We start from the raw sequence: 26,635 nt of genomic DNA on the forward strand, positions 1-26,635 counted from the left end.
TTTCACTTCCTTTCAAGAAGGCAATAATTAACTATTATTTTAGCATAGAATGAACCCCACTCCTTACAAAGTGGGGTTTCCTGCTTTACTTAGTCTGAAAACTTGGTCTTTTCGGCTTCATATCCTCAACGATTTCTTTTCCCTTATTCACAGGATTTGGCTTCTTTAGATCCTTAAAGCTAATAAACGTCTTTCGATCCTCATCCCAAAGTCGATATTTAAGTGATTTGAAGCTTGTTGCAATTGTAATTGTCGTTGCTTTTTGAAGGGGTGGAGTTGAATTATGAGCCATTTCTAAATTATAGTTAGGCACTCTAGGGCTTAAATGATGTACATGGTGGAATCCGATATTACCTGTGATCCACTGTAACACCTTCGGAAGCTTATAATAAGAACTTCCTTCTACCGCTGCCTGGACATAGCTCCAGTCTTCTTCATTCTCAAAATAAGAATCCTCGAATTGATGCTGAACATAAAACAACCATATTCCCATCATCCCAGAGATCAAGAAAATTGGACCTTGAATGATAACAAAGGTTTGCCAACCAACGATCCAGCACAATAAACCATATAAACCTACGATTGAAAGATTGGTAACATACGTATTGATGCGCTCTTTTCTTCTCGCACCTTTTCGATTAAGACGATATTCAATTAAAAATGTTGCAATCGGTCCGATTCCTAACATAACGATTGGATTACGATATACGCGGTACTTTAATTTAGTCCAAGCTGAAGCTTCTGTGTATTCCTTCACAGTCAGCAACCACATATCTCCAGTACCTCTTTTATCAAGATTACTACTTGTCGCATGATGAACAGAGTGGCTATGCTTCCATTGCTGATAAGGAACTAATGTCAAAACTCCAGTAATGGTACCTAAAATGTCATTGGCCGTACGGTTCTTAAAGAATGATTGATGACAACAATCATGAAACAATATAAAGGTTCTAACTAAGAACCCTGAAGCAACGACTATAATAGGTAAGGTTAGCCAATAAGAAACGGAAAGACTTAAATAGGCTCCATACCATAGTATTAATAATGGACCGAGTGTATTTATGATTTGTATAATACTCTTTTTTGTATCTGTTTTTTCATACGGGGCAACATCTTTTTTCAACTTTGCAATATTTGAATTACTCACTTATGTGCTCCTCCTTTGCAATCGCCTATATTCTCTCACTTTATAAGGCGTCTAATACGTTAATTGTAGATTGATTTCAATCATTAGTTAAGTCATAAACGTCACAGTGCAGAGTATGACAAATGTCATATAGTTGTCCAGATTGAAAGATAATTGAATGAAAAAAAGCAGGAGCCTATAAGCTCCCACTCTATTCAGGTGGCCTTTAAATTACTCAAAACTCTTTAAGCGAGAACGAATATAAAGACCCGCTTCTGTTAACTCCTCGTCACTCCAAACTTGATCCTCTCCAGGGTCAAGGTTAGTATCAGGCATAAACGCAGCAGAAGATTCATACTTGTTAGAGGCTGACCAGTTTACCCAGCTGATGTGATGTTCATCCAAGAAATCTAACCACTCGTCTGATTCTTCTACATAAGGACCATTATGTCCATTCGCTTCACTTGTTCCAAATTCAGAAACAAAAACAGCTACCCCATTTTCTAAAGCGTATTTCGCATTATTCATCACATATCCATCATTATGAGTGCCAGAATAAAAGTGAAGGGTATAAGCAGTATTGTCATCATCAATTGGATCATCTGCTGCTAAATCAGGTCTTTGTGTCCAGCTAGGCGAGCCGACAAGAACTAAGTTTTCATTTCCACTATCTCGAAGCATTTCAATAATAGGTTCAGCATAAGTCTTTACCTTTAACCAACCTTCCCTATCATTCGTGACGCCATCTCCACGCTCACTCGGCTCATTAGCTAATTCATAAATAATATTAGGATGATTAGGATATAAGGTTGAAATCTCCTTAAAAAAGTCCATTGCTCCTGCATACTCTTCATGATTAGGATCACCCGGATAATGAACATGCCAATCGACAATGACATATAAATCATTTGCAATGGCAAGATCTATTCCCTTTATCATTTTCTCCATCATCGCTTCCGGATTTTTAGCATAGCCATTTTCACCAATATATAAAGGTAGCCTAACTACATTCGCATTCCAATCATTCTTAAATGCAGCGAAAGCGTTTTCGTTAAGAATACTAGAATACCATTGTAATCCATGTGCACTCATACCTCTTAGTTGAAGAATTTCTCCGTCATCATCGACTAGTGTTTTTTGTCCATCAACTTCTGCAATCGAGATTTTACTTACGTCTGAAGGACTGAACATCTTCACTCCAAACCATACCAAAATGATCAGAATTAGGCCTATACCCATCATGTAGTACATCTTATTTATTTTTTTCATCGTTATTCCCCTTTTTATTAAGCGCTTTCAATGATAGTTACATTATATTCGAATAAAGATTATAAATCTATCTTTTTTGGATCACTACCAGTAAACACCAAAATAGAAGTTGCTCTTATTAAGATCAACTTCTATTTTCACCTTACTTAGTCAACTTTCGCCACTACTAAGAAAACCTACAAGGTTGAAATAATATAAAAAAGAGAGATCGATATCATAATAAAAGAAAATAAAATGCCGAACACAATTGCTATAAGGTTTGATTTCCAAGTATAACCCTTCAAGTCTGTTTGGGAATTGGAACGATCAACCTTTCTAATATGGATAAGTATACTGATATTAATCATAATGATTACAATCGAAATCATGATACTAAAAAACATTGGCTCCAGTTTAAAAATATCCGTTGAATCCCGATTCCAATATGCCTGTAGAAAGAGTAAACCGCTTAATAACAAATTCCAAACATACGCGGACTTTCTTTGTTTAGACCACTCCCTACCCATTTTTTCTTTCTCATAGATGGCAACTTGTTCAAAAATGGGGAAAATGGATTTTGTAGACTCTCCCTTAAGTAATCCCAAAATACCTTGTATTAATATGAGAGATGCCATTATTAAGAAGAAGATTGAAAATTTAACAGTAAACACACTAATGACCATGAACAATAGGATCGTGCCTACAACTATTAGACCGTTGGTTAATAAGATTTGCTTCACTCTCATATTTCGTAGTTCTGTTGGTTGCATATCCTTTATCCCTCCCTTAAGGGTGTACTCGTAAATTTTGAGTGATTAATTCTCTTAGATGATTGGTAGTTTTGGAGGTTGTTATATATGTTTCCCTTTCTCCTACCATATACATAAATGCACTTATTTCATCTTCTTCTCCTAACCATAAATGAATGGCATGAGCAGGGAGCCCCTCTCCATATTCTACCATTATATCAAAGTCAGGCTGTCTCTCATCAATCGATGATCCCTGTTTAACCGCAGTTAGAATTGCATTCTCAAAAGCCTTTATGGATGTTCGATCCTCAAAAGTAAGAATAATGTCTTCATTCATACCCCCTACTCCATTTGAGTATGATAGATTAACTCGGGCGACTTTTTCCTCTAATAGAACCATCCTATTTTCTTGTTGTTGATTTTCACAGCCTACTATAAAGGCCGAAAGTACGAGTAATGAATACATTGCTTTTATCATCAGTATCTCTCCTATATTATATTGAAATAAACTTGGAGGGTTCTACCATTATTCTTACTTTATTATAAGGGCTTTTATCATAACTTTCTCCCTTTTCATACAGAAATAGATTTTTCTATTTTCAATTTTAATTAGGCATTTTTCTTAAACCGTCACCAATTCTTGAAATAGCTTTACCTAAAGCAATCCATTCCATCGTTAGCACCCTTCTTATAAAAATCAGTGGTATCTGTTATACGAATGATTCATCTTTTGGTGTCATAAGTTTTGGATTTTCTCCATTTAATACCGGAGTTCGCAGCAACGAAAATTAACGGTCAAATTGCGGAACATTTCATTTTAAAGCAAAAAAAGTGAAGAAAAATGCTTAGTCATTTCTCTCCACTCCTAGTTTTTTATTGATTATATTAGATATGTAATGAGAGTTTTACTTTTCCTCTACATGGTTTTTACATATAAACCTATTTTAGAATTCCCTCACCTTTATCTCTTCAAAAAGTTAAAAATAAGCGAAATAATAAATAATATAATGAAAATATAGAAGATAAATTTAGCAATTTCGATTGCTGCACCTGCTATTCCGACAAAACCTAAAAATGCTGCTATAAGTGCAACAATAAAAAATATAATTGACCATTTTAACATGATATCCTCGCCTTTCATTGTGTGTATACATAACAATACCCCTCCTAAGGTTATGTAAACACACAGGAAAAAGTCCCCTTGTAAAAAGGAAATCCCTCAGAGATTGTAGTCTGAGGGAAAATACGATTTTCTATTATACCTGTATAACCAAAATAAACCCTTCCGAAAATCCCCACCTCAAACCCACATTCTTCCGACGAGTTAAAATAAAGATTTCCGACCGAACCCCTATTTTGGACAATTTTAGATTCAAAAATGACCGTTTTTCCTCCTGTTTTTCTAAACTTTTTTAACGTTTTTTCGGTAGTTAAAATAAAGTCTTTTGATAATGGAAGAAGAATAGAAGGAGAAAAGAATAAGGGAAATAAGAGAAAACATTGAGAAAAGAAGGGAAGAGACCTTCGGTCTCTTATTGAATAGCTGCCTGAGTAAACTATTGAAAAAAGCCTGATACAGCAAGGGTTTAGTAATAGTAAATACTGATAAAACTATTGAAATTTGATTGATATTCTATTGAATTATTTCAAAAAAATCCCGGGTTCCTAATGTGGAAAAACCGGGATCATATTGAATCAGAATCGAAAATCGGAAATGTTTATTTTAATTGAAATCGGTTCCGAACTGGAAATGTTTATTTTTGTTCGGAAGAGTTTATATTGTTGTTACATAGGAAGAATAAAGAAAAGTAGGAGATATGAATAAGTCAGTTTCCCAATTAGCATCAATTCTTCAAGCTCAAATCTGTTCATATTAATTAAATAATGATTTCTTAGACCTTAATCAATGATTAGAGGCACATTCTACACAAAAACCATTGCCACCATCATTCTCTATGTTGATTTTTCTCGCACAATCCGGGCACATACCGTAAGCATCTGGAATATCATCATAGTCATCTTCAAAACAAGAGCGATAATATCCTTCCTCAAAATCACTAGAAATAATTTCTACGGAGTCAAACTCACTTGAATCTTCAAAATCCAGCAACATATCCACGGTTCTAATAACTCTGATTGTGACTTCCCCCACTACCCCATGCTGATAGGCAGGTGAGGTGACAACTTCTTTAGTATCTTCATCTCTTCCCCAATAATCATAAGAATTGCTGCTCATTTGCACATTGTATACCAATTCATATATTATTTGATCACCATCACGTTCAACCATAGCAAAACTACTTAGATCAAAATTATCAATCTCCCAGTCATCAATACCCTCAGAACCTGAATATGTCAAAACAGACTCATCAACATAGCTATATCCAGAATATGTAAGATTGTTAATTACAGAATCAAAAACTCGATATTGAATACTTTCTATGAAATCTCTATCAGTAATTTTCAGTGCTTGATCTACTACATCGGATTTTGGAACCCCCATACTCTTAGAAACAGCTTCATAAAAATCTGCAGAAACAAATGGTACAATTTTCAACGAAGGTCCAGTAACACCACCATTTGTAGATGCCCTAATCTTTGTATCTCTTACAAATTCCTGAACCAGTTGTGGCAAAAATTCATATTTTTCACTTTCAATTTTCCACCAGTCTGGTTTAACATCATCTGTCACAAAAATAATATTCTTCTGCTCTTCTTTAGCAAATCTTATTACTTCTTTCCAAAAAATCAAATCACTATATTTACGAATCCCATCTTTTTTCTTTCCATCTTTATATCCTGGAGGTATCTCTTTCTTATATCTATTTTCACCATCTTCACAAATCCCATATATCTCATCTCTGGTGAAGTCTTCCATTATCTGATTATTGTCAAGTAAATCTTGGACTAATTCCTTTACCACATTACTTTTCCAACTATCTTGTATAAGCGTTAAGACACTTCTCTCATCAAAGTAATCTGTAAGCATACTTTTTAATTCATCATATTTTTTATCAATTTCACCCTGGAATTCCTCTGCTCCTGGAAATTGGCGTGTAATTAAAGTAGCACAACTGTTTTTTAATTTATTCCTCTGAGTTTCAAATAAATTCATGGTGTCCTGTATTGAATGTTCAATAACATCTTGACGACGTTTGAATAGAGCTTGATAGTGCTTATGATATTCAACTTTAACTGTATACGGAAGCATTAGATGTGCTCGAATTTTCTTTAAACATTCCAAAGCAAAATTAGCATAATCCGGTGAAAATCGGTACAAACCTAAATATACATTGGTATCACAAACGACAACATAATTATTTGAAATAAGTGTAGAAACATCAACAGAATCACTACTGATGAATGCTAAATTTTCTATTTGATTAGTCATTAGATAGCCTCCTCTTCTAAAAATTTTATGAACGGGTGAAGTTTCATGCTGATCCTTCATAATTTCTTTATAATACCATTTGTCTTTTTATCATGATGAAGTATTTTTTATCACTCTAACACGTACTACACACAAGCATATGATATTTTTCTTCATACCCAAAATCTTCCGAAGGTTCCATGCAACCACATTTCAGACATTTGGCAAGCTCTTGATAGTCAAATAGTTCTTCAGGGTCGACTTCTAAATTCGTAAATGATTCAAAATAGCTCTTTGAAACATTGTAAAGTTGCTCAATAACCGGATGCTTCCAATCATCTTCCATATATTCTTCGTTACCAGGTACATAAACAATATTCCTAGAATAATCTCTTGGATCTAGCCCTCCATTATACATAATAAAAACACTACAGTTAGCTTCATTTATAACATCCTGTAATAGTTGTTTTAATTCATTAGCAGCATCTAGTGAAATTTCGCTAATAATACTTTCCCAACTAACATAAAAACCTATATCACGTAGCAAATTTTCCTTTGTCAGCAAACAAGACCAAACCCTGTCTCGTAGTTCTAAAAACTTATTATGCAACTTACGAAGTTCTTGTTTGTAAAATGAACCTTCTAAATCTCCTAGCTGATATTCTTCACATTGCGTAATACAATAATCAATTTCTGACAGCAAATCTTGCCTTTCTTCATAATCAGTAATTGGCCAGCTTTTATCTTCAATTTCGGTAAAATTCTCTAGTAAACCAACATACTCCATTGCATACTTTTCATCAAATACACCTTCTGGCAAACAATCTGCCGAACAATATACCTCTGAGCCTCCATTCCAAACAAACTCTTTTCCGTAAATTGTTTGCTTACAACTTGAACATTGTTTCATCTTTATCAACTCTCTTATCGTTAATTAAATATATTTATAGGGATATTATTCGGTATAGTTAAACAAGACTAAATCGACTATATATAATGCAGGAACCTTCATTTTTTCTGAAAAACGATTAAGTTGTAAGCCAACCTCATTATTTTCAAAGAACTCTTTTAATCCGAATACATATGCGTGATATTTTGAATATGTCTGTTTTGAAGTAGGCCCATATATTTGTTTACATACCTTTGTATCAAAAATAGGAAAAAGATTAGGGCACATAAAATGTAAGAGCTTTGTTGTTGAGGAGAGTTGAGTATCCAGCCTTTCCGTTCCGTGCAACAGTTTTCCTGCAGGAATTAAAAAATCCCTCAATCCCATATCATAATATCCATTGTAAGTGCAGAAAGCTGTTTCTCCTTGATATTCGTATCCTTGATAGGCTGTTCTATCAATTGACGAAAGTTCAGCATCATAAAAGTTTTGCTCTATCTCTGTCAATATATTAATAATTTCTTGTATCTCTGTTAAATCAGATGCAAATGAAGAACGTGGAATTTTGGGCAGCCATGAGTATACTAAAGCAACTCGCTCAGCCCATACATCTATATCAGAAGCACCTCTAGTTTCGTTAAACCTTTTTACAATTGGTCTATATGAATTCTTGTACCAATAATTAGAGTTTTGAAGTGTCTCTATTTGTTTTTCTATCACGTCATATGTAAGTATTTCATTTAATTTGTTTAACACAACTGCTTTTAAATCCCCCATTTTCCTCCTCCATCTCTTCATAAATTACATCAGTAATATCACGGCCATCCTCACTTTCCCAAACCAACCAATCATCCTCTTCCTTATCCCAAACTTCTAAACAATACATATTTGGATTTACCTCTTTTGCTCTGGATAACTCTGAAATAGTTATATGTAAAATTGTTTTAGCAGTTTCAAAATCCGATACAGGATAATACCTAAACTCCCTCTCTGCATTTTGATTTAATTCTGTAAATGTTACTCTCAATTTTTGTCCCATAATAAACCTCCTTTCGACTAATTTAACTAATCGGTAACTGTTCACCATTTTTAAATCTTTTGCTTTTCTGCTAATTTCACACGCACGCTTGCATATTCTATTAATCTCTCAATAAAGTCCGACCCTTCCTTAATTGAAATCGAATCATGTGCTGGTAATGTACCAAGATATACTTTACCGTTCAAAATAAGCTCAGGAGTCAACTGGCTTACTTTTTCTATTACTTGATGATTTTTTAATCCATTTCTCCGTCCATTATGGAAAATCTCAAATGATTTTTGTTCTTTAGAGTATGAGCTAAACTGATCAATGTTTAATTGAAGAATACTCGTAGAAAGTCCGGAATTATCAACTGCAACGGTAAGATAAGTATTTCCATTTCGATTCCCATATACAGGGTCATTCACCATTACTGCTGTACCAAAGATTCCAATTCGATAGATTGAATGTTTCCCATCTATATCTTTTACAATAAAACTTCGATAGTACCCTGGAAAACCTCCACCACTGGCGTTTCCAAATGAAAATGTACCATATGATAGATCCTCAATAATTTTTGTCCTGTAGTTGCTACTAATATCTACTTCACCACATAATATAAAATTTTGAAGTCCCGAAATAAAAGGATGCATTTTAGTCGGAGTACCTTCACCAATATATCCTTCTTTGAGTAAAAACTTAACATAACGGTCATACGTAGCTAATTCATATGATAATCGTCGTAACTCACGAAATTTCGTATATTCAACCTTTCCCCTTAACAATTCCGAGTATGTATATAGTTCATTTGTTAAAGGGATCGTATTCCCTTTATTTACTTCATATAACTGCATGTGTTTACCATTAGAAATCCCTAAATATTTTGCTTTAAGAATTTCGTTATATGATTGAACTTGCTCTAATGTATGATTCGTTAATTCAATATGGTTAGCCTTTATTTCTAATACTAATAGGGCATGTTCATTACCGTCTCTATCTTTATGCCAAACTACTATATCGGCCCTTTGTCTTGATGTTGGATCAATTTGATTAAGGGCAAACTCTGTACTAATTGTGTCTCTAGGCATCTCCATTTCCTCAATCAAGACCTGAATTGTTTTTTGCCTTACCTCCTCTTCAGGAGTATATTGCAGCAAAATTTGACGGCATGGATCAAAAATTAACTTCTTTCTTCCGTTTTTATATATTTTCATATATTTTCTTCCCTTTTATAGAATTTAATTGGATAACGATCAACCACTCCCACATCTATAAATTCAACATATCCCTTTGCTAGAAAACCTAACTCAGTTGTAATTGTTGAATGTTGTTGCCTCGATATGTCATAAAGAATCACATTATCTTCGAAATCATCAGAATGTAAAACAAGGAAAGTGGTTAGCATAGGGTCTTCTCTTTCCAAGCTCTCATTTATAATGGCATACACTCCATATGGATTATTTTTAAATAATCCATTCAATTCACTTTTAGTTAAATGACTATCAATAATTTGATATGTTTTCTTTCGTATTCTTATATCCGCAGGAAACATAAAATCAACCCCTTCTAGGAATATTGTACCAAATCTAGCAGAATTATGAATATTGATATAATTTTCATAACAATAGTCTTCATATTTCCTAAATGGGGGAGAGCATAATGCAAAAAAGAACTGTGAAACTAATCCAAATTGATTGGGAGGGTCCATTCACATTGAATGAATTGAATTTCTTAACCGAGGATTCTCATGACTATGGAATCTATCAAATCTAGGTAAACACTTAGTATATGGGAAAGATGTTTTACTATATATAGGAAAGGCTGACCAACAAACCATTGGGAAGATAGTATCACAAGAGAATTGGTGGAACACAAACGATCCAAACATCTTAAATCTATGCAGGCCGTATAGCTGGGGAAAGAACTTCCAAGGAGGATATATGGTCAAAGGAAATTGATCTGGCCGAAAAACTTCTAATCAATGTACACAAACCAGCCTATAACTCAAAAAGTCTCACTTCCATACCAGATGCTGAGTTAAAGGATATTCATATTTTGAATTGGGGAGAACAGAGACCTGCTTCCTGAAATTTCGGGGCTACGATGGACTAGCAAATTTGATTATATGGACTATAATACTTACAAATTAATCAATAGAGAATGAATAATAAGAAAAGTTGTTAGACATAATTTTTTGCTATGGGTTTTTAAGAAGGAACACAGAACAATTAAAAATAATATAAAAGATCCGAATTCGCAAAGAATATCAAAAAAATCCCGGATTCCTAATGTGGAAAAACCGGGATCATATTGAATCAGAATCGAAAATCGGAAATGTTTATTTTAACTGAAATCGGTTCCGAATCGGAAGAGTTTATTTTGATGTTACAATACCCGTTCTAGCAATGCAACAACCTCTACATGTGAGGTATGAGGAAACATGTCAACTGGCTGTAAATAGTTAACTTTATATAAATGACCTAATGCTGCAATATCTTTAGCAAGTGTGGACGGATTACATGATACATAGACAACCTGTTTCGGTTTTACCTTTTTTAAAGTCTCTAGTAGACCTTGATCACAGCCTGTTCTTGGTGGGTCTACGATTACGACGTCTGGTTTCCATCCTTCTTTTACCCACTTTGGTAAAACTAGTTCTGCTTTCCCTACCTCATATTTTGCATTTGGGAACCCATGCTTGCTTGCATTTTTTCTTGCGTCATCAATCGATTCTGGGATTACATCCATACCCCTAATCTCTTTTGCTGCAGGAGCAAGCCAAAGTCCAATTGTCCCAACTCCGCAATAAGCATCTAAAACTTTTTCATTTCCGGTTAGACTAGCTGCCTTTTTCACTTCATCGTATAACTTAACTGTTTGAGAAGGGTTGAGTTGAAAGAATGCACGCGCTGATAACTCAAAAGATAAATCACCTAATACCTCTTGAATCGTTTCTTTACCAGCCATATGTAAGGTCCGATCACCAAAGATTAATGAGGTTTTTTCCCCATTTATATTTTGCATAATCGATTTTACTTCTGGTAATCTCTTTTGAATTTCTTCAATTAAAAGTTCTCTCCGTGGGATCTCTTTTTGAGTGGTAATCAGGATTACTTGAAGCTCCCCTGTTTCTATTCCTACTCTTGTGACGATGGTTCGGACGAGTCCCTTTCTAGAGCGCTCATTGTAAATTGAAATTTTCAAATCTTGTAAGATGGTTTTGACTACCTGTGTTACATGGTTAGTACTTTTATGCTGGACCATACAATCCGACAAATCGATTAACGCATGTGAGTTCATTCCATATAAACCAGCAATTACCTTTTGCTTATCCAAACCGACCTGCAGCTGACTTTTATTTCGATAATTCCAAGGCTCTTCCATCCCAATCGTTTGCCTAACCTCTAGCTGATCCATTGGAATTTTCGTGTAACGTTCAAAGGCTTGGATAACAATGTCTCTTTTCTCACGTAGTTGTCCTTCATATGCAAGATGCTGAAGTTGACATCCGCCACATTGGTCATATATAGGGCATGGTGGAGCTACTCGATCAGGAGACTTTTTACGAATCTTTTTTATTTTAGCTTCAATAAGAGAAGGCAGTACTTTAGTTGCCTCAGCTACAATTTCTTCTCCTGGCAATGCTCCTGGTACAAAAACAACCTTTCTCTTAAAAAAACCCACGCCTTCGCCATTAATTCCTAGTCGTTTTATTGTTAAAGGAAAGGCTTGTCCTAATTCAAGGATGGCGCCTCCTGTTTGTTGCTTATTCTTCAATCCAATCCGCTCCAATTATTTTTCTCTTAGTTACAGTATTTCCTACTGTCATTCAATCATTCTTATGTATAAATGCAATTTCTCCGTATTATATCATGAAAAGTGGTCATTCTAAATTATGGTAGCTTGGTTAATCAACTAGCACTTGGAATCACACAATTATGCATACCTTTTACATATTGAATTAGTGGGTAAGTAAAGCTTATATACAATTTATATCCATAAAAAAATAGGCGCTCTATTACATAGAACGCCACAGGATCATGAATTAATCATATCTGATTCATAACTAAATAACCAAGGGTGTGGAAGGATTTTTTCCATCATTAAATCGTCTAAGCTTTTGAATTCATATCCCTGTGCTTCGAGGTCTGTTATAATTTTTTCTAATGCTTCTGCATTGTCTTTTGAAACGGTATGAAGAAGCAAGATAGATCCAGGATGAATTTGCTTCATTACCTGATCATATGAATATTTCCATCCCTTTTGTTGATCTGTATACCAATCAACAAATGCCAGTGACCAAAAGACATTCGTGTAGCCTAGCTTTTCTGAGAGAGCAAGCGTTCGTTCACTAAATACACCTCTTGGGGCACGCAAATATGTCATACCTTTTTTTCCAGTGAGTGTTTCAAATTCTTCTCTAACTAACTCGAGTTCTTTCTTAAGACGAACATCACTTACCTCGGTTAAATCTGGATGGTGATAGGAATGATTTCCAACAATATGTCCTTCATTGACCATTCGTTTAACTAGCTCTGGCTGATCCTTTAAATAATAGCCTGTTACAAAGAAGGTTGCAGGAACCTTTTTCTTTTTTAAAACATCTAAAATAGGTCCCGTATATCCGTTTTCATAACCGTTATCGAACGTTAAGTAGATTTCTTTTTTGGAGGTATCTCCTAGATAAAAGCTATTGTACTCTGCTAAGAGTTCATCTAATTGTTTCCCAGCAGAAGGAGGCTTATGATCTACGCTTTTCTTAAAGCCCCAATGTGTTTTAGCGTTTGAATAGGTGGTCGCCTGAACTTGCGAGAAGCTCGGAACTAAGATTAATGCAAGCACAAAGAGAATACATCCAGTTTTCTTGATCATGGTTCCATCTCCTTTCTTTCATGGATCATCTATAGTAAATACCATTTATATTTTCTTTACTTGTAGTTTCTGTATTACTTTCAAAATCATGCTGAGAAAGGTTTTCCAAAACAAAGCATTCCTTTTGGTCCCGAACAAGGGAAAGGTAACTTTTAGACACAAAAAAGTCGGAGGTGACAATCACCTTCCGACTTAATGTATCTAGACTTATTTAAATACTGGTTCTTTAAATTCGGCAAGCTTTTCAAGAGAGCTTTTTTCAACATCTTGATGAAGACTATTTCCATGTGAATCCATGGTTACAACTGCTTTAAATTTGTTCACTTTCAGGTGCCACATGGCTTCTGGAATACCAAATTCCATTAAATCTACACCTTCTACTGACTGAATACAGTCTGCATAATATTGTGCTGCACCACCAATTGCGTTTAGGTAAACACCACCATGGTCTTTTAATGCAGCTAGAGTATTAGCACCCATTCCACCTTTTCCAATTACAGCACGAAGTCCAAATTTCTTCATGATGTCACCTTGATATGGCTCTTCACGAATACTAGTTGTTGGTCCTGCAGCTTTTACATGCCATTTACCTTCATCGTCCTTAAGCATAACCGGACCGCAATGGTAAATAATCTGTCCATTTAAATCAATGGGAGCTTCATTTGTAGATAAATGTTTATGAATGGCATCACGACCCGTGTACATCATTCCATTGATTACTACCACGTCGCCAACCTTTAATTCACGGATTTGCTCTTCAGTAATAGGAGCTTCTAATACAACTTCTCTTGTTTCTTCTGTTCCTTCTTCAATTGGTGTTGTCTCTTTCGAGAAGTCAATTTTTTCTCCTTCTTGGTACATCCAGTCTTGGATTGCTCCTGTTTCTGGATCTAGTTTAACTCCTAAGCGACGGAAGGCCCAACAATTATAGGCCACTGATACAAAGAAACTAGCCGGGATTCGGTGCATGACACCAACTTTACAGCCTAGTAAGGTAGTTTCTCCTCCAAAGCCCATTGTTCCAATTCCTAGTTCGTTGGCATTGTCCATTACGTACTCTTCTAACTTGCGAAGATCTTCATTGGGATTAACATCATCAAGCGAACGGAAAAGCTGTTCTTTTGCTAAATCATACCCACTCGAACGATCTCCACCGATTCCAACCCCGATGAAGCCGGCACTACAGCCTTGCCCTTGCGCTTGGTATACAGAATGCATAATACATTTACGAATACCATCAAGATCACGACCTGCACGTCCTAATCCATCTAATTCACATGGTAGGCTGTACTGGATATTTTTATTTTCACATCCGCCACCCTTTAATATAAGGCGAACATCAACATAGTCCTTTTCCCATTGTTCAAACTTAATCACTGGGACTCCATCACCCAGATTATTTCCACTGTTTGCACCTGTTAGTGAATCAACTGAATTTGGGCGCATTTTGCCATCTTTTGTTGCTTCTACCATTGCTTCTTTTATAGCTTCTTTTATCTTTAATTGGTTCACACCAACTGGAGTCTTAACCTTAAATGTTGGCAGACCTGTATCCTGACAGATTGGTGAAACATTTTCATCTGCCATCGTGATATTATTAGTAATCGTGGCAAGAGACATAGCCGCACGAGTACCTGAATTCTCTCTCTCTTTAGCTGCTTTAACCGCACGACGAACGTCCTTAGGTAAGTTTGTAGAGGTTTCAACAATAAGCTTGTACATACTTTCTTTAAGCTGTTGCATGATTTTGGCTCCCTTCCCCCGTAAATCCATATTGGGTGACGCAGTTCCCCTGCGTCTTTATATATATTTACCACTTCTATTATACGACTTATCGTGGTTACAGTCACCATCCTGAATTTAACCAAATTCAAATCAAATAAAAGCACATAGCCTTTTTAGCCATGTGCTTACTTATCTTTTTTGAATTGTTCAACCTTTATTTCCATATCATCTAGTATTTGGATTAATCGATCAATATCATCGACCTCGGCATTTTCAGGATCTAGATGGTCAATGACATCCATGAACATTTCTAATCGGTTTTTCAAGTAAGATAACTGTGATTCCTTATCTGTAGTGGCTTTGCCCATTTTTGTTTCTCCTAACCAATCTATTTTAGTCCATATATAGTATGCCCAATTTTTCACAATGTGTACATAGTTTTAATCAAATTACCCACAATTAAACTATAACATTTGTTAGAAAGAAGAGATAAAAAATGGAAGTACTAAATGCTATATGGGAACACCCTTTATCCCAATTCGTGATTGTTCTAAACTTAACCTTCATAGCAGTCTTTTTTATTAATCGAAGTATTCAGCAGTTTTTCAAGAGAACCAACTTGATTGAAGAACGGAAAGAACGAACAATTGAAAGCATGATTAAATCTCTATTACGATATACGGCAACCATCGGCCTTCTTCTCTATGGCCTTTCCTTTATCGTCGATGACTTTGGCAAAGTACTTGCAGGAGCAGGTATTGTTGGTATTATAGTGGGGTTTGGGGCCCAAAGCTTGATAAAGGATATCCTTTCTGGGCTATTTTTAATTTACGAGAAGCAACTACATAAAGGGGACTTTATAACGGTCAACAATACTTTCAATGGAACAGTTGAGGATATTGGACTTCGCTTTTTAAAGGTCAGAGAATGGAGTGGAAAGCTACTCACAATTAGTAATGGTGAAGTTAAACAGATTCAAAATTACAATATCGATCGGATGAGAGTGATCGAAAGAGTTGTCATTAGCTTTCGAGAGGATCCTGAGCGTGTTTTCACTGTTTTAAACGAGGTAAGCCAAGAGCTCAATCAGCAATTAGCTGCGTATTTAAAAAAGGATATCCATCAACAAATAATCGAACCATTTCAAGTCTTTGGCATTACTTCATTGAATGCCAGCTTCCGAGGACATGAATATACAATTACTGGACTTGTCGATGATCTCCATTATTGGGATGCCTCCAAACTAACTCGAAAAGTAATCGCCCAAGCACTTTTCAATCACCATATTGAATTTGCTGAAGACAGAATCTTTCTAAGCCAGGACTCTTCAACACAGTAAAGCGGTGGGGGCCAGGCCCCCACCGCTTTACTGTGTTAAAGTACTCATTTTTTATCTTGGTTGTTCTGATACGACGAAACCGAATGAGACATGGTCCTGAATCGGTATCCATGCACCAATTCCTTGCGAAGTAATGTTCTTAATGACGAGACTGCGTTTGTTACCCTTTAATACTAGGTACACTTCCCCGAAGGTGACCTTTCCTTTTTCATTAATGGCAGGGGCATACCCATATAGATACCCTAGGCGTTTCGGTGCTACATTGTAGACCTGATCCTTTTTAGTTCCTCCACCAATAATGGTTTGGAATGATAATGGAAGGTTCGTTTTTTGCATTGCCTTAAGCAACATCATTTTCTTCACATCTTCAGCACTTTCAATTTTAGCAGTTAGCCCACCTTTAACATGCTTTTCAGCTTCCTGTTGATAGTGGATTTGATGATTAGCTTTTCCACCACGGTTATCATACATATTGGTGTTAATCTTTTGATACTCCCAGTTTGCACTTGTCTCACTCGATTCATAATGCAAAGGCCACTGTCCCATATAAATGGTTGCCCGGTACCCAAATGCTAAAGGTGCATCGGAAATCGTGGTTTCATTTAGCATTCTAATTAAGTCTGGGTTTTCAATGGGTACATCTGACGTATCAATAAGTTGTTGTGCAAGATCACTTGGCTGTAAATACGGTAAGTCCTGTGTTGGATTAGGATAGGTGTTTTCTTTCGTGATATTCATAACCGAATTCGGAATCTTAAACTTCTCATCTACTTGGTTCTTCTCTTCTTTTTCCTCAGCTTTTTCTTCTGCATAAGAGATGAGTCCATTAGTAAATAGAAGGAGACATGATAATAATGCTGTAAGTACTGCCTTCATGTTTATAAATTGCCCCTTTCAAGATATTATAAATTTGTTCTTAGTCTTCTCATGAAAACAAGATTTATCCAGAAACCGGCTATTTTTATGCAGACTTTACTCAGAAATAATATAATTTGAATATTTACAACATTCAAAATTAATGTTACAATCATCTCAACCCTAAAGCTTTTCATTCCTTAATTCCTAAAGATGAAAATATTAAAGCGCCTTGTCTAATCCACAAGGCGCTTTAATATTTATACTATACCAAGTCAAATGTCTCTTCTATTTCTATACTACCTTTTACCGACTGTGCCATTGGGCAGTTTTTACTAGCTAGATGAATAGCCTTTTCAATTTGCCCCGCATCTAATTGTTCACCCTTAATCGTGTAGTGAATATATATCTTTTCAATCCGGTTTGCCTCTTTCTCGTTTCGATCTACTTTTGCATCAATTGATAGATCCTCGATGACTACTTTTTTCTTACCTAATATAGTCCGCAGAACACCACCACTACAAACAGCAATGGAAGCAACCATAAGCTGATACGGACGAAATCCATACTCCTCATTACCTGAAACGTGCAATTCACCAAATTCTAAGCTTGTCTTAAAGCCTACCTCTTTCATCTCAAACTTCACTACGATCACACCCTCTGTTATTTATATTCTTATTATACCTGCTTACAAAATTATCGACACTTATATGCATGATAATTAATAGTGGAATCCCCTTAAAATCGATGGTACCATCGGATAGGTAAGAACTTAAAAAGCTACTGAAGAATCGAGGAACATAATGAGTAATCGTTTTAGATTTTGGGTGCTAGTTAGCACCATTGCTATTTCTGGCTTTTCACAAGGAATGCTTTTGCCTTTAATTGCTGTAATTTTTGAAAATAACGGAGTTAATTCAACTCTTAATGGCTTAAATGCAACTGCCCTTTATATTGGAATTCTACTAGCCTCACCATTCATGGAAAATCCTTTAAGAAAATATGGTTATAAGCCGATTATCATGACCGGTGGTTTAATGGTTGCTGTTTCTCTAGCTTTATTTCCTATTTGGAGTTCATTTTGGTTTTGGTTTGTGCTTCGATTTATTATAGGAATCGGTGATCATGCTCTCCATTTCGCCACACAAACATGGATTACATCTTTTTCAACAAAACACAATCGAGGACGTAATATTTCATTTTACGGTTTATTTTTTGGAATTGGTTTTGCAGTTGGCCCCTTGATGACTCCTCTTGTTGAGGTTAGCGAGGCATTGCCATTTATGATTTCGTCCCTATTATGCTTAATAGGATGGGGCTTTCTATTCTTCTTAAAAAATGAGCTACCTGAGCAAGATTTACACATGAATTCCTTTTTTGATACGATGAGACGCTTTAAAGAAGCTTGGAAATACGGCTGGGTTGCCTTCCTACCTACATTAGGTTATGGGTTTTTAGAATCCTCAATAAATGGAATCTTCCCAGTTTATGGACTCCGGATTGGCATTGATGTTACAAGTGTTTCAATCCTACTCACATCATTTGCCGTAGGGGGTATTATTACTCAGCTTCCACTTGGAGTGCTAAGCGATCGGCTTGGAAGACGCAATATTCTTCTTATTGTTTTATTCTCCGGAATGAGTGCCTTTTTGGCTGCAAGTTTATTTGAAGACTCTTCAGTCATTGGTTTAGTTATATGCTTTAGCCTTGCTGGAATGATGGTTGGTTCCACCTTCTCCCTTGGAATCAGTTATATGGCAGACTTAATGCCTCAAAAATTGTTACCTACTGGGAATTTGTTATGTGGTGTTTCCTTTAGTCTTGGTAGTTTAGCTGGACCATTTCTAGGTGGAGTTTTCATTCAATGGTTTGAACAAATCAGTTATTTTCACATTATTAGCTTTGTCTTACTAATCATTTTTTTAACCATTTTCCGTTTTGGAAAAAAGGAATTACAAACTATACAGCAAACATAAGGTGGTCAATTGACCTCCTTTTTTTGTTGCAACCACCTATTTTTCAGAATTTTGAAAAACAGTATTGCACATTCAAATTATACTGTTATATAATAATATTAACAAAAACAATAACTGTATTAAAACAGTGAAGGAGGATTATAAAAATGAGTCGTCAAGAACGAAAAAACATGATTGAATTCATTCAAAGAACAAAAGGAATTTCTGAGGGGATGTTACTTTATATGACTGATGTAGAGATTGAGCATATTTACGATAGTGCTTACTACCAATTTGAGCTCGAACGTATTCAGGAATAACCTTATCAAAAAAAAAGGGACCAGTTGCTGGTCCCTTTTTTCAATGATAGTTGTTATGGCCGTTGGCACTACTACTTGTTTTATGCTTAGGGCTATTTCCCTTATGATGATCATTTTTTCGTTTTTTCTTTTTGCTCATGATAAATCCCCCTAAAATACGAAGTAAAGGCTTGTTGCCTTCCTTACTATTGTTTCCGAGTAGCTGAATTCTAGAGGAGGAAATATCATGTAAGCTTCTTTTCACGCTTACAATTAATTATGGCGTTGATTTCGCCTCCAAGCAGGATGATCATACCGGTTAAATAAAACCAAATCATTAATACAATGATTCCACCTAAGCTTCCGTATGTAGCAGAATAGTTACCAAAGTTCCCGACATAATAGGAGAAAGCATAAGAAACTACGATCCATCCTACAGTGGCAAAAGAAGCACCAGTAAAGACTTCCTTCCAGTGTAAATGCTTATTAGGTGCAAAATAATAAAGACAACTAAATACAATTAGTAAAATAAAAAGCTAATTACCCACCTTGCAGCATTCCAGACAAGTAAAAACGTATCGGACAAACCAAGCGCTGAAAAGATAAACACTCCAATTTGTCTCCCAAACACAGGCAATAATAACGCAATAATGATGACAATAATCATAGCTAAAGTTAATAGTATTGACATTAAACGAGCTACGATAAATGATCTAGTTTCCTTCACATCGTACGCTCGATTAAAGGCACGAATGACGGCATTAAGTCCATTTGAGGCAGACCATATGGTAGCGATGATACCAAATGATAAAAGCCCTCCGTTATGTTGTGTAATAATTCCACTCAAGGTATTTTCAATTAAAGCCATTGCTTCCCCCGGGGCATATTGCTCTAAAAATCCAAACACCATTTCTTGATTAATCGGAAGGTACCCTACTAATGTAACCAAGAAAATCAGAAACGGAAAAAGTGATAATAAGAAGAAATAGGCTAATTCTGCCGACAAGCCAGCTACTTCATCTCGTTGGAATCTTTTGAATAGATCCTTTAGACCTGATGGATCTATAATTTTTAGCATCTTTGCATCTCCTCTTCCTCTCTTTTTATTTGACTCTTTTCTTAGCTGTACCAACAGTCTTATAAGTAAATTAAGTATTATTAGAAAAGAGCAACTCCCTTTTTGTACAGCACCATTTTGATACTAAGGTGAAAATCCGTCTTATAGGATATTTACGCAAAGCAACAATCTAACTAAACTATATGAAAACAGCCTTTAATTTAGTTTACCTCCTTTGTGCAGTAATAAACTATATGTAGACAATCTGTCATCCATCCTATTTTTTTTGCTCCTTTAAGCTATTACCTTTTTTCGTGATACAATAAGAAAAAGTACATAGATAAAATTAGGAGGTATTCATATGGATTTAACTGTAAAGAGCACTGAAAATATTGAGTTTATGGTGAACGAAATAATGCAAAAGCTGAAAGTACTAAATATGGGTGTACTAAAATCATCCCATTTTAGTGAAGAAGCTTATGAGGAATTAAAGGATATATACATGCTAGTAAAAAGTAAACCTACTTTTTCAATTAGTGAAATGCAAGCCATTGCTGAAGAATTAGGTAATTTAAAAAAGTAGAAATCAAAAAGAAGCTTCTCCACAATAGGTGGAAAGCTTCTTTTTTTACTCTGCTGTGAGCATGCCCGTAATCATTAGCGTATAGTCCTGTTCAAGCGATACCTCTTCATTATTGTCCAAGTATCTAACAATCGGTCGCTGCATGAGAGAATGAATTTTAGTCACAATGGCTTCCTTGCCATTATTAAGAAGTACCTTTGTCCCAGGTGTATAACTAGGGATACTATTAATAAAAGCCTGTACAATTTCAGGGCTAAAACCACTACCACTTTTGGTCATAATTAATTCCATCGCCATATGGGGGGGAATATTTTCTTTTGAAATCATATTTTCATACAAGTTACAGATTCCACATATCTGTGCAAAGTCATGAAATTCTTTCCCGGTAATTCCTCTTGGAAAGCCTTGTCCGTCTAGCTGTTCATGATGCTGGTAGGCAACATGTGCTGATAAAAGACTGATCTCTCTTTCTTTCCGCAAATACTCAAAACCTTGCTGCGGGTGAAGCTCATCATTAGAAGTAATTGCTTTACCAATATCATGTAGTAAAGAACCTATTGCTAAGTCTTTTAACTGCAATTTATTAATAGTTAGCTTTTTTGATACCTGCAGGGCTAGTAAGGTTACATTTACAGCATGTGCAAATTTTCGTAAATCCTCCGCAATAGAAGTTGTTGGAATAAGAATAATTGCTTTTCGTTTTTCTACTTCCTCTAGAAGCTTTTTTACGATTTGCTTTAACTCCTTTATTTCTAATCCTTTTTTTAATTCTGCTGATTGAAATTCTTTTTGAACCACTTCAATTGCATCCATCCAGGTTGGCATATCGACCATCTCATCTAATGTGATTCCTTCAGAAACAGCATCCTCTACAAATAAATATCGGATATCCATATCCTCTAGTCTCTCTAAATATTTGGGATGAATCGAACGTCCAGCTGCTAACAAAATCCGTTTTTGGCGGTCGTATATAGGTTTTGCTAACTGCATCTTCTTATGGTCATATTCTGAAATACTTATTAATCTCACGCGAGTTACTCCTTTTGCTCTTTGGGATAACTACCTAGTATGATTGTACCACTTTATATAAGTAACCAAAAAAACTAGGTCTTTTTAAAGTCCTAGTCCTACACATTTATGAAAGTTTTTCCCATTTTGTCCATAATTCTTTTGGGTTCAGTTCATATACTGATTCTTCACGGTACATAAATTGGTGCATAATAAACTCTCTTCTTATTGTAGCAAAATCTTCATGAAATTGCTTGATAAATTGATTGATTTCTATTTCCTGATATTTCTTTCCCTTCTCTAATTTCCCAACTAACCATTCTAAGATGATAACCTTTTTCTTCAGCTGTGAAGGGATTTGTTTAATCTTCCCATCCTTTGTAATAAAGTTTTGAATGACTGTATCTCTTACCTTTAGTTGCTCTTCAGTTAACATTTCTTCTCCCACCTCACCCTTAGCTTGTTCAATTAATTTCATAATGGCATGATTACTTTGCTCTATTGTCTTTTCATCTAAAGAAAAATAAATCGTATTCTTTTCTCGACGCTGTTTAAGCAGACTAACTTCTCTTAGTTTATTAGCATGATGGGTTACGGTTGGGGTTGAAATATTCAAATGATCGGCAAGTTCCTGACCATTTAACTGTCCCTTTGCTAATAATAAAATCATTTTAATCCGTGTAGGATCTGCTAATACCTTATAAAATTTTACGACCCTTGATAGTTGCATGATATCTCCCCATCACCTAATTATATATATATCTAATTAGATGATAATTAAATTAGTTGTATTTGTCAATTAGTAGTATCGTGTTAATTTTCGTTCAGTATGTCGGATTGTGTGCATATAAGTGATTAAGGGGGGATTCAAATGGTTCAGTTATGGCTTACTTTAATTGGATTATTCGTCATGCTTTTATTAGGGATTGGCGTATTTCTATATGTTATTCGAATTGGGGTTCACTCGGAGGATGCAGAAACAATTGATCCGCTTCCTAAGGATGTTGATGATAAATAACGAACCTTTACTTTCCAACCTATTAAAAAACAGCTACCACTAGAGGGTAGCTGTTTTAGACTATATAATTGGTTTGACCCTCAGGGCCTTTTTTCTACTTTAACCGATCGTATATTTTATTCCCATAATCCTTGAATGCAGAGGAATTATTGATTTGACGTTTCTTAATGATACTATTTAAGCGGATTGTTTTTTCATTAAGCTGTTTTCTAAACAGACCAATTTGATGTTCATCCTTACTAACCTCAATTAAATCCTCAATCGTTTTAATCTCACTCTTTAGCTTTACCTCTTCTGGATCATAACCACCGTTTTTTAACATTTTATAAGCCATCCGAAGCTCCTGTGGAATAGCAGATAAATCTTCTAACACTAGTGGCTTACCTAAACCAGGAAGAGCTTTAAACTCTCCATCTTCATATGCTTTACGAATCTTATCCTCTGAGGCCACATAAGAAAAGTCCATTCTTTCCTACCTCTTCTCTATTAGATTTCAGTTATATCTCTAGTATACCGTAAAATCACAACCTAATTTCTTACAGTTTTTTGAATTCTTTTGGAAAAATCACTTATAACGTTTTGTACATAAAAAAACTAAAAAGAATAGAATCCTTTTTAGCTTTTACGTGTTACATTATTTTATATTCTGCAATTCTTCAGAAATGTCTTCAAAGGTTTGATCTAATTGCTCTCCCCAATGATCATTTTGTTTAGTTAAGACCACATTGCCTTCCTGGTCTAAAATTGCGTAACCTCGGTAAGCAACCTCATTGTTTTTCATACCCATATTATCGATTAAAACCAATTCCGGGTCAGCAATGAATGTTACAACATCATCATAACTTTCTGCTAATGCATTATATAACTCTTTTTGCTGTGCAGGTTGATCCGCACTGACAATGTACAAGTTAACACCTAGATCCCTAAATTGTTCAAGGTTTTCATGCAGCTGAACCAGCTGCTGTTGACACAATGTTCAGGTATAGGTTGTCATAAAAAAGAACACAACAGGCTTATCAGACGGGAAAGTAACCTCTTCACCAGTTTGATTTTGCAAGGTAATGGATTCATCTATTGATGGGTTTCCGCAAGCAGCTAATAATAGAAAACAAACACTAAGTATACATGCATATAGTTTTTTCAGATTAATCACCCCAGCTCTTTTTGCTCCCATTATATCCTTAATTAAGTGTCTTTCCTAATAATTACACTTCACGATATTAGTATTTTTTTATAGGTTCCCTTAACCACACTGATATTCCAATTCGTTGACATATCGTTAAATAGTGAAGCATCATGATTAACATGGCCCCAAAATTCATTCCGATAATAACTCCTTGCATTTGCAAGTGTGTCGAGCCTAAAAGGTACATTAAAATAAATTGAAAGACTGTTGCCCAAACTGAATGGAAAAAGGCATCCTTTACAAGACCTAACCCAATTAAATAGGCTTGCATTGGAATAACAAAAAAATGAAGCAAGAAATAAGGCCATAAAATCTGCAAATAAAGAGTAGCAGATGATGATTGGAAGAATATATGGGTTAGCGGTTCCGCAAAGAAATAAAACAAACAAACCGCCGGAATCCCATATAATGCCGTGATTAGAATCACCTGCTGTAGTATTTTCTGTAGTCTACCAAATTCCTTCTTCTCGTAAGCCTCTGAGACGGTTGGAATGAGGGCAATCAATAAAGAATGAGCAATAAAGGCAGGGAAAAACCCGATACTCATAGCAACCCCCGTCATTAATCCAAATTGTTCTGTTGCCATCTCTTCTGTTACTCCAGAGCGCAATAATGCTGCCTTTATAAGAAAGGGCTGATATGCATGCGTTAATGCATGAAATAGTCTCATTCCTGTAGTAGGTAGAGAGACGGACAGCAAATTCTTATGAACCTCTTTTTTCGTAAGAACGGTATATTTCCCTTGTTTAACAACCTGCCATTGTATATAGAATGCATGTAATAAATAGATACAGACGACAAGCTCGCTACCTATAAATGTGCAAAGCGCAATTAGAATGGCGGTATTGAGGTCAAATGAAAACAACTGATAAATAACAACTAATAACAGTAATTGCACTGCTTTTCTCATAAAATTAGAAAGGGCAATTTTACTCATATCTTGCTTGCCCATAAAATAACCCCTAGTTAAGGAGGTAAACGCAACAATCGGAATCAACGCAATAAACAACCATTTTACCATGGGATGATAAAGTGCAAATATGGGTACATTCGGCACAATAAAAATACCAATTGCAATAAACACAAACATCAGCTTAATGACAAACCTTGCAGCATGTTTCATCATACTTTGGTGATATTGCTCTTTTTTCTCTGCAATAAATTTTGAAATGGAAATGGGTAGCTCTAAACTTGCTAGAATGACGACCAGAAAAATGGAAGGCAAAATGGTCATATATAAACCCATACCATGTTCACCTAGCTGCCTTGCAAGTACTAGGTTTATAAAAAACTCAACACATTCACCGATGAAAGCTGCTATCACAAGAAAAATTAATCCCTTTAAAAACGTATTCATGTACTAAGTCTCCTTGTCCTCACATGTTTTGTACTATATACATATGAGACAAGACCTTAGAATATCTATGAAAGAAAAGAAAACCATAATTTCAACAAAAAAAAATGATCCACTAGAGTTTCTAGTGAATCGCTGAAATATATAATAAGGGGGAATACCTTACATTCTCCATGATTGCCAGGTTCATGTAAATTTATACATTTATTTTGTTTAAGATGCTTGTTTTTCTACCTCAGGCTTCTTTTTACCTGATAAGAACCATCCACCCACTGCAATTAGAATTAACACAACATAGAAGCTTATTTTCCATTCTGGTGATTTAGCAAACGTATATGGTAGAACTCCTAATTCTGGGTGTGACAGAGTATAAACAGCAAGCTTTACACCTACCCAACCTACAATCATAAATGCTGCAATCTCTAATCCTGGACGAGACTGTAATAGACGTACAAAGTAGTTTGCCGCAAATCTCATAATGATTAACCCAATTAACCCACCCGCAAAAATGACTAGGAACTTCCCACCATCAAGCCCACCAATTGTCGGAAGATTAGTATTCGGTAAAGTCACAGCTAACGCGACAGCCGCTAAAATAGAATCAATCGCAAATGCAATATCCGCTAATTCTACTTTCAATACAGTCATCCAAAAACCTGATTTCTTCTTTTCTTTTTCTTGTTTTGGTGTTTTCTTAACAATCAATTTTCTGGTAATATGGTTAATTGCAATAAACAGTAAATAAAGGGCCCCAAGCGCCTGAACTTGCCACACATCAACGAGGAAGGAAATCGCAAAAAGGGATGCAAATCTAAATACAAAGGCACCCGCTAAGCCGTAAAATAATGCTCTTTTTCTTTCTTCCTCAGGTAAATGCTTAACCATAATAGCTAGTACTAACGCATTATCAGCAGCAAGTAATCCTTCTAATGCTATTAATAATAGGAGAACCCAACCGTATTCAAATAATATTGATAACTCCAT

At 35.4% G+C, this 26,635-nt stretch carries 29 protein-coding genes and 1 pseudogene; 5 read left to right on the plus strand and 25 right to left on the minus strand.

From position 1 onward, the window contains the following. Positions 1-85: 85 nt before the first annotated feature. The 15 genes from M1D60_RS21040 to M1D60_RS21110 form a co-directional block, all read right to left on the minus strand. The gene (locus M1D60_RS21040; protein ID WP_456276760.1) at positions 86-1,147 is read right to left on the minus strand and encodes a fatty acid desaturase; all 1,062 of its coding nucleotides are present in this window, start codon (positions 1,145-1,147) and stop codon (positions 86-88) included. Between the two features lie 210 nt (positions 1,148-1,357). Next, positions 1,358-2,395 carry a glycoside hydrolase family 5 protein gene (locus M1D60_RS21045; RefSeq protein WP_456276761.1) on the minus strand — a complete coding sequence of 346 codons (1,038 nt, stop codon included), beginning with the start codon at positions 2,393-2,395 and terminating at the stop codon, positions 1,358-1,360. Positions 2,396-2,571: 176 nt separating this feature from the next. Then, the gene (locus tag M1D60_RS21050; RefSeq protein WP_456276762.1) at positions 2,572-3,144 is read right to left on the minus strand and encodes a hypothetical protein; all 573 of its coding nucleotides are present in this window, start codon (positions 3,142-3,144) and stop codon (positions 2,572-2,574) included. Between the two features lie 16 nt (positions 3,145-3,160). After that, complete coding sequence (locus M1D60_RS21055) at positions 3,161-3,601, minus strand: hypothetical protein (protein ID WP_456276763.1); 441 nt, start codon at positions 3,599-3,601, stop codon at positions 3,161-3,163. A 483-nt stretch (positions 3,602-4,084) separates the two neighbouring features. Next, entirely contained in the window at positions 4,085-4,246 is a 162-nt protein-coding gene (locus M1D60_RS21060) for a DUF1328 domain-containing protein (protein ID WP_456279511.1), read from the minus strand. A 780-nt stretch (positions 4,247-5,026) separates the two neighbouring features. After that, the gene (locus M1D60_RS21065; protein ID WP_456276764.1) at positions 5,027-6,514 is read right to left on the minus strand and encodes a PIN-like domain-containing protein; all 1,488 of its coding nucleotides are present in this window, start codon (positions 6,512-6,514) and stop codon (positions 5,027-5,029) included. 115 nt (positions 6,515-6,629) lie between these two features. Next, entirely contained in the window at positions 6,630-7,403 is a 774-nt protein-coding gene (locus tag M1D60_RS21070; protein ID WP_456276765.1) for a hypothetical protein, read from the minus strand. A 45-nt stretch (positions 7,404-7,448) separates the two neighbouring features. Then, positions 7,449-8,159 carry a hypothetical protein gene (locus tag M1D60_RS21075; protein ID WP_456276766.1) on the minus strand — a complete coding sequence of 237 codons (711 nt, stop codon included), beginning with the start codon at positions 8,157-8,159 and terminating at the stop codon, positions 7,449-7,451. Continuing rightward, positions 8,119-8,421 carry a hypothetical protein gene (locus tag M1D60_RS21080; protein WP_456276767.1) on the minus strand — a complete coding sequence of 101 codons (303 nt, stop codon included), beginning with the start codon at positions 8,419-8,421 and terminating at the stop codon, positions 8,119-8,121. Before M1D60_RS21080 ends, M1D60_RS21075 begins: the two co-directional genes overlap by 41 nt. 50 nt (positions 8,422-8,471) lie before the next feature. Further along, positions 8,472-9,614 carry a type I restriction enzyme HsdR N-terminal domain-containing protein gene (locus tag M1D60_RS21085; RefSeq protein ID WP_456276768.1) on the minus strand — a complete coding sequence of 381 codons (1,143 nt, stop codon included), beginning with the start codon at positions 9,612-9,614 and terminating at the stop codon, positions 8,472-8,474. Then, positions 9,611-9,952 (minus strand): hypothetical protein, encoded by a 342-nt coding sequence (locus tag M1D60_RS21090; RefSeq protein WP_456276769.1) that lies wholly within the window; start codon positions 9,950-9,952, stop codon positions 9,611-9,613. Before M1D60_RS21090 ends, M1D60_RS21085 begins: the two co-directional genes overlap by 4 nt. A gap of 833 nt (positions 9,953-10,785) precedes the next feature. After that, positions 10,786-12,177, minus strand: coding sequence for a 23S rRNA (uracil(1939)-C(5))-methyltransferase RlmD (rlmD, locus tag M1D60_RS21095; RefSeq protein ID WP_456276770.1), 1,392 nt, complete (start codon positions 12,175-12,177; stop codon positions 10,786-10,788). A gap of 261 nt (positions 12,178-12,438) precedes the next feature. Beyond that, positions 12,439-13,272 carry a delta-lactam-biosynthetic de-N-acetylase gene (gene pdaA / locus M1D60_RS21100; RefSeq protein WP_456276772.1) on the minus strand — a complete coding sequence of 278 codons (834 nt, stop codon included), beginning with the start codon at positions 13,270-13,272 and terminating at the stop codon, positions 12,439-12,441. Positions 13,273-13,479: 207 nt separating this feature from the next. After that, positions 13,480-15,015, minus strand: coding sequence for a fumarate hydratase (locus M1D60_RS21105; RefSeq protein WP_456276773.1), 1,536 nt, complete (start codon positions 15,013-15,015; stop codon positions 13,480-13,482). Positions 15,016-15,182: 167 nt separating this feature from the next. Beyond that, the gene (locus M1D60_RS21110; protein WP_456276774.1) at positions 15,183-15,365 is read right to left on the minus strand and encodes an SE1561 family protein; all 183 of its coding nucleotides are present in this window, start codon (positions 15,363-15,365) and stop codon (positions 15,183-15,185) included. A 128-nt stretch (positions 15,366-15,493) separates the two neighbouring features. Between M1D60_RS21110 and M1D60_RS21115 the strand changes: the two genes are divergently transcribed. Beyond that, complete coding sequence (locus M1D60_RS21115; protein ID WP_456276775.1) at positions 15,494-16,336, plus strand: mechanosensitive ion channel family protein; 843 nt, start codon at positions 15,494-15,496, stop codon at positions 16,334-16,336. Positions 16,337-16,387: 51 nt separating this feature from the next. Here the strand turns inward: M1D60_RS21115 and M1D60_RS21120 are convergent, their stop codons facing one another. Next, the gene (locus M1D60_RS21120; protein ID WP_456276776.1) at positions 16,388-17,212 is read right to left on the minus strand and encodes a YfkD family protein; all 825 of its coding nucleotides are present in this window, start codon (positions 17,210-17,212) and stop codon (positions 16,388-16,390) included. A 244-nt stretch (positions 17,213-17,456) separates the two neighbouring features. Further along, the gene (locus M1D60_RS21125) at positions 17,457-17,837 is read right to left on the minus strand and encodes an OsmC family protein (RefSeq protein WP_456276777.1); all 381 of its coding nucleotides are present in this window, start codon (positions 17,835-17,837) and stop codon (positions 17,457-17,459) included. A 157-nt stretch (positions 17,838-17,994) separates the two neighbouring features. On the opposite strand from M1D60_RS21125, the gene M1D60_RS21130 reads away from it, so the two are divergent. Both M1D60_RS21130 and M1D60_RS21135 read left to right on the plus strand, forming a co-directional pair. Beyond that, on the plus strand, positions 17,995-19,167 hold the full coding sequence (locus tag M1D60_RS21130) for an MFS transporter (RefSeq protein ID WP_456276778.1): 1,173 nt from the start codon (positions 17,995-17,997) through the stop codon (positions 19,165-19,167). A 146-nt stretch (positions 19,168-19,313) separates the two neighbouring features. After that, positions 19,314-19,466: a BH0509 family protein gene (locus tag M1D60_RS21135; protein WP_456276779.1), complete on the plus strand. Its 153-nt coding sequence runs from the start codon at positions 19,314-19,316 to the stop codon at positions 19,464-19,466. A gap of 224 nt (positions 19,467-19,690) precedes the next feature. On the opposite strand, the pseudogene M1D60_RS21140 reads toward M1D60_RS21135, so the two are convergent. Continuing rightward, a pseudogene (locus M1D60_RS21140) lies at positions 19,691-20,523 on the minus strand (YihY/virulence factor BrkB family protein). A gap of 340 nt (positions 20,524-20,863) precedes the next feature. On the opposite strand from M1D60_RS21140, the gene M1D60_RS21145 reads away from it, so the two are divergent. Next, positions 20,864-21,085, plus strand: a complete 222-nt coding sequence (locus M1D60_RS21145; protein WP_456276780.1) for a DUF1128 domain-containing protein — start codon at positions 20,864-20,866, stop codon at positions 21,083-21,085. A gap of 45 nt (positions 21,086-21,130) precedes the next feature. Here M1D60_RS21145 and M1D60_RS21150 read toward each other — a convergent pair whose 3' ends face one another. Then, positions 21,131-22,114: an HD-GYP domain-containing protein gene (locus M1D60_RS21150; RefSeq protein WP_456276781.1), complete on the minus strand. Its 984-nt coding sequence runs from the start codon at positions 22,112-22,114 to the stop codon at positions 21,131-21,133. Positions 22,115-22,220: 106 nt separating this feature from the next. Beyond that, positions 22,221-22,823 (minus strand): DUF2087 domain-containing protein, encoded by a 603-nt coding sequence (locus M1D60_RS21155; RefSeq protein WP_456276782.1) that lies wholly within the window; start codon positions 22,821-22,823, stop codon positions 22,221-22,223. 141 nt (positions 22,824-22,964) lie between these two features. On the opposite strand from M1D60_RS21155, the gene M1D60_RS21160 reads away from it, so the two are divergent. Next, complete coding sequence (locus M1D60_RS21160; protein ID WP_456276783.1) at positions 22,965-23,111, plus strand: hypothetical protein; 147 nt, start codon at positions 22,965-22,967, stop codon at positions 23,109-23,111. A gap of 94 nt (positions 23,112-23,205) precedes the next feature. Here M1D60_RS21160 and M1D60_RS21165 read toward each other — a convergent pair whose 3' ends face one another. The 5 genes from M1D60_RS21165 to M1D60_RS21185 all read right to left on the minus strand — a co-directional run bounded on the left by M1D60_RS21165 (position 23,206) and on the right by M1D60_RS21185 (position 26,635). Then, on the minus strand, positions 23,206-23,577 hold the full coding sequence (locus M1D60_RS21165; protein WP_456276784.1) for a DnaJ family domain-containing protein: 372 nt from the start codon (positions 23,575-23,577) through the stop codon (positions 23,206-23,208). A gap of 168 nt (positions 23,578-23,745) precedes the next feature. Continuing rightward, a complete protein-coding gene (locus M1D60_RS21170) occupies positions 23,746-24,084 on the minus strand; it encodes a redoxin domain-containing protein (RefSeq protein ID WP_456276785.1) in 339 nt (112 codons plus the stop codon). Positions 24,085-24,087: 3 nt separating this feature from the next. Next, a complete protein-coding gene (locus M1D60_RS21175) occupies positions 24,088-24,285 on the minus strand; it encodes a hypothetical protein (RefSeq protein WP_456276786.1) in 198 nt (65 codons plus the stop codon). Between the two features lie 46 nt (positions 24,286-24,331). Beyond that, positions 24,332-25,654, minus strand: coding sequence for a polysaccharide biosynthesis protein (locus M1D60_RS21180; RefSeq protein ID WP_456276787.1), 1,323 nt, complete (start codon positions 25,652-25,654; stop codon positions 24,332-24,334). 210 nt (positions 25,655-25,864) lie between these two features. Next, positions 25,865-26,635, minus strand: a complete 771-nt coding sequence (locus M1D60_RS21185; RefSeq protein WP_456276788.1) for a TerC family protein — start codon at positions 26,633-26,635, stop codon at positions 25,865-25,867.

It is taken from the genome of Bacillus sp. AK128 (assembly GCF_053903075.1).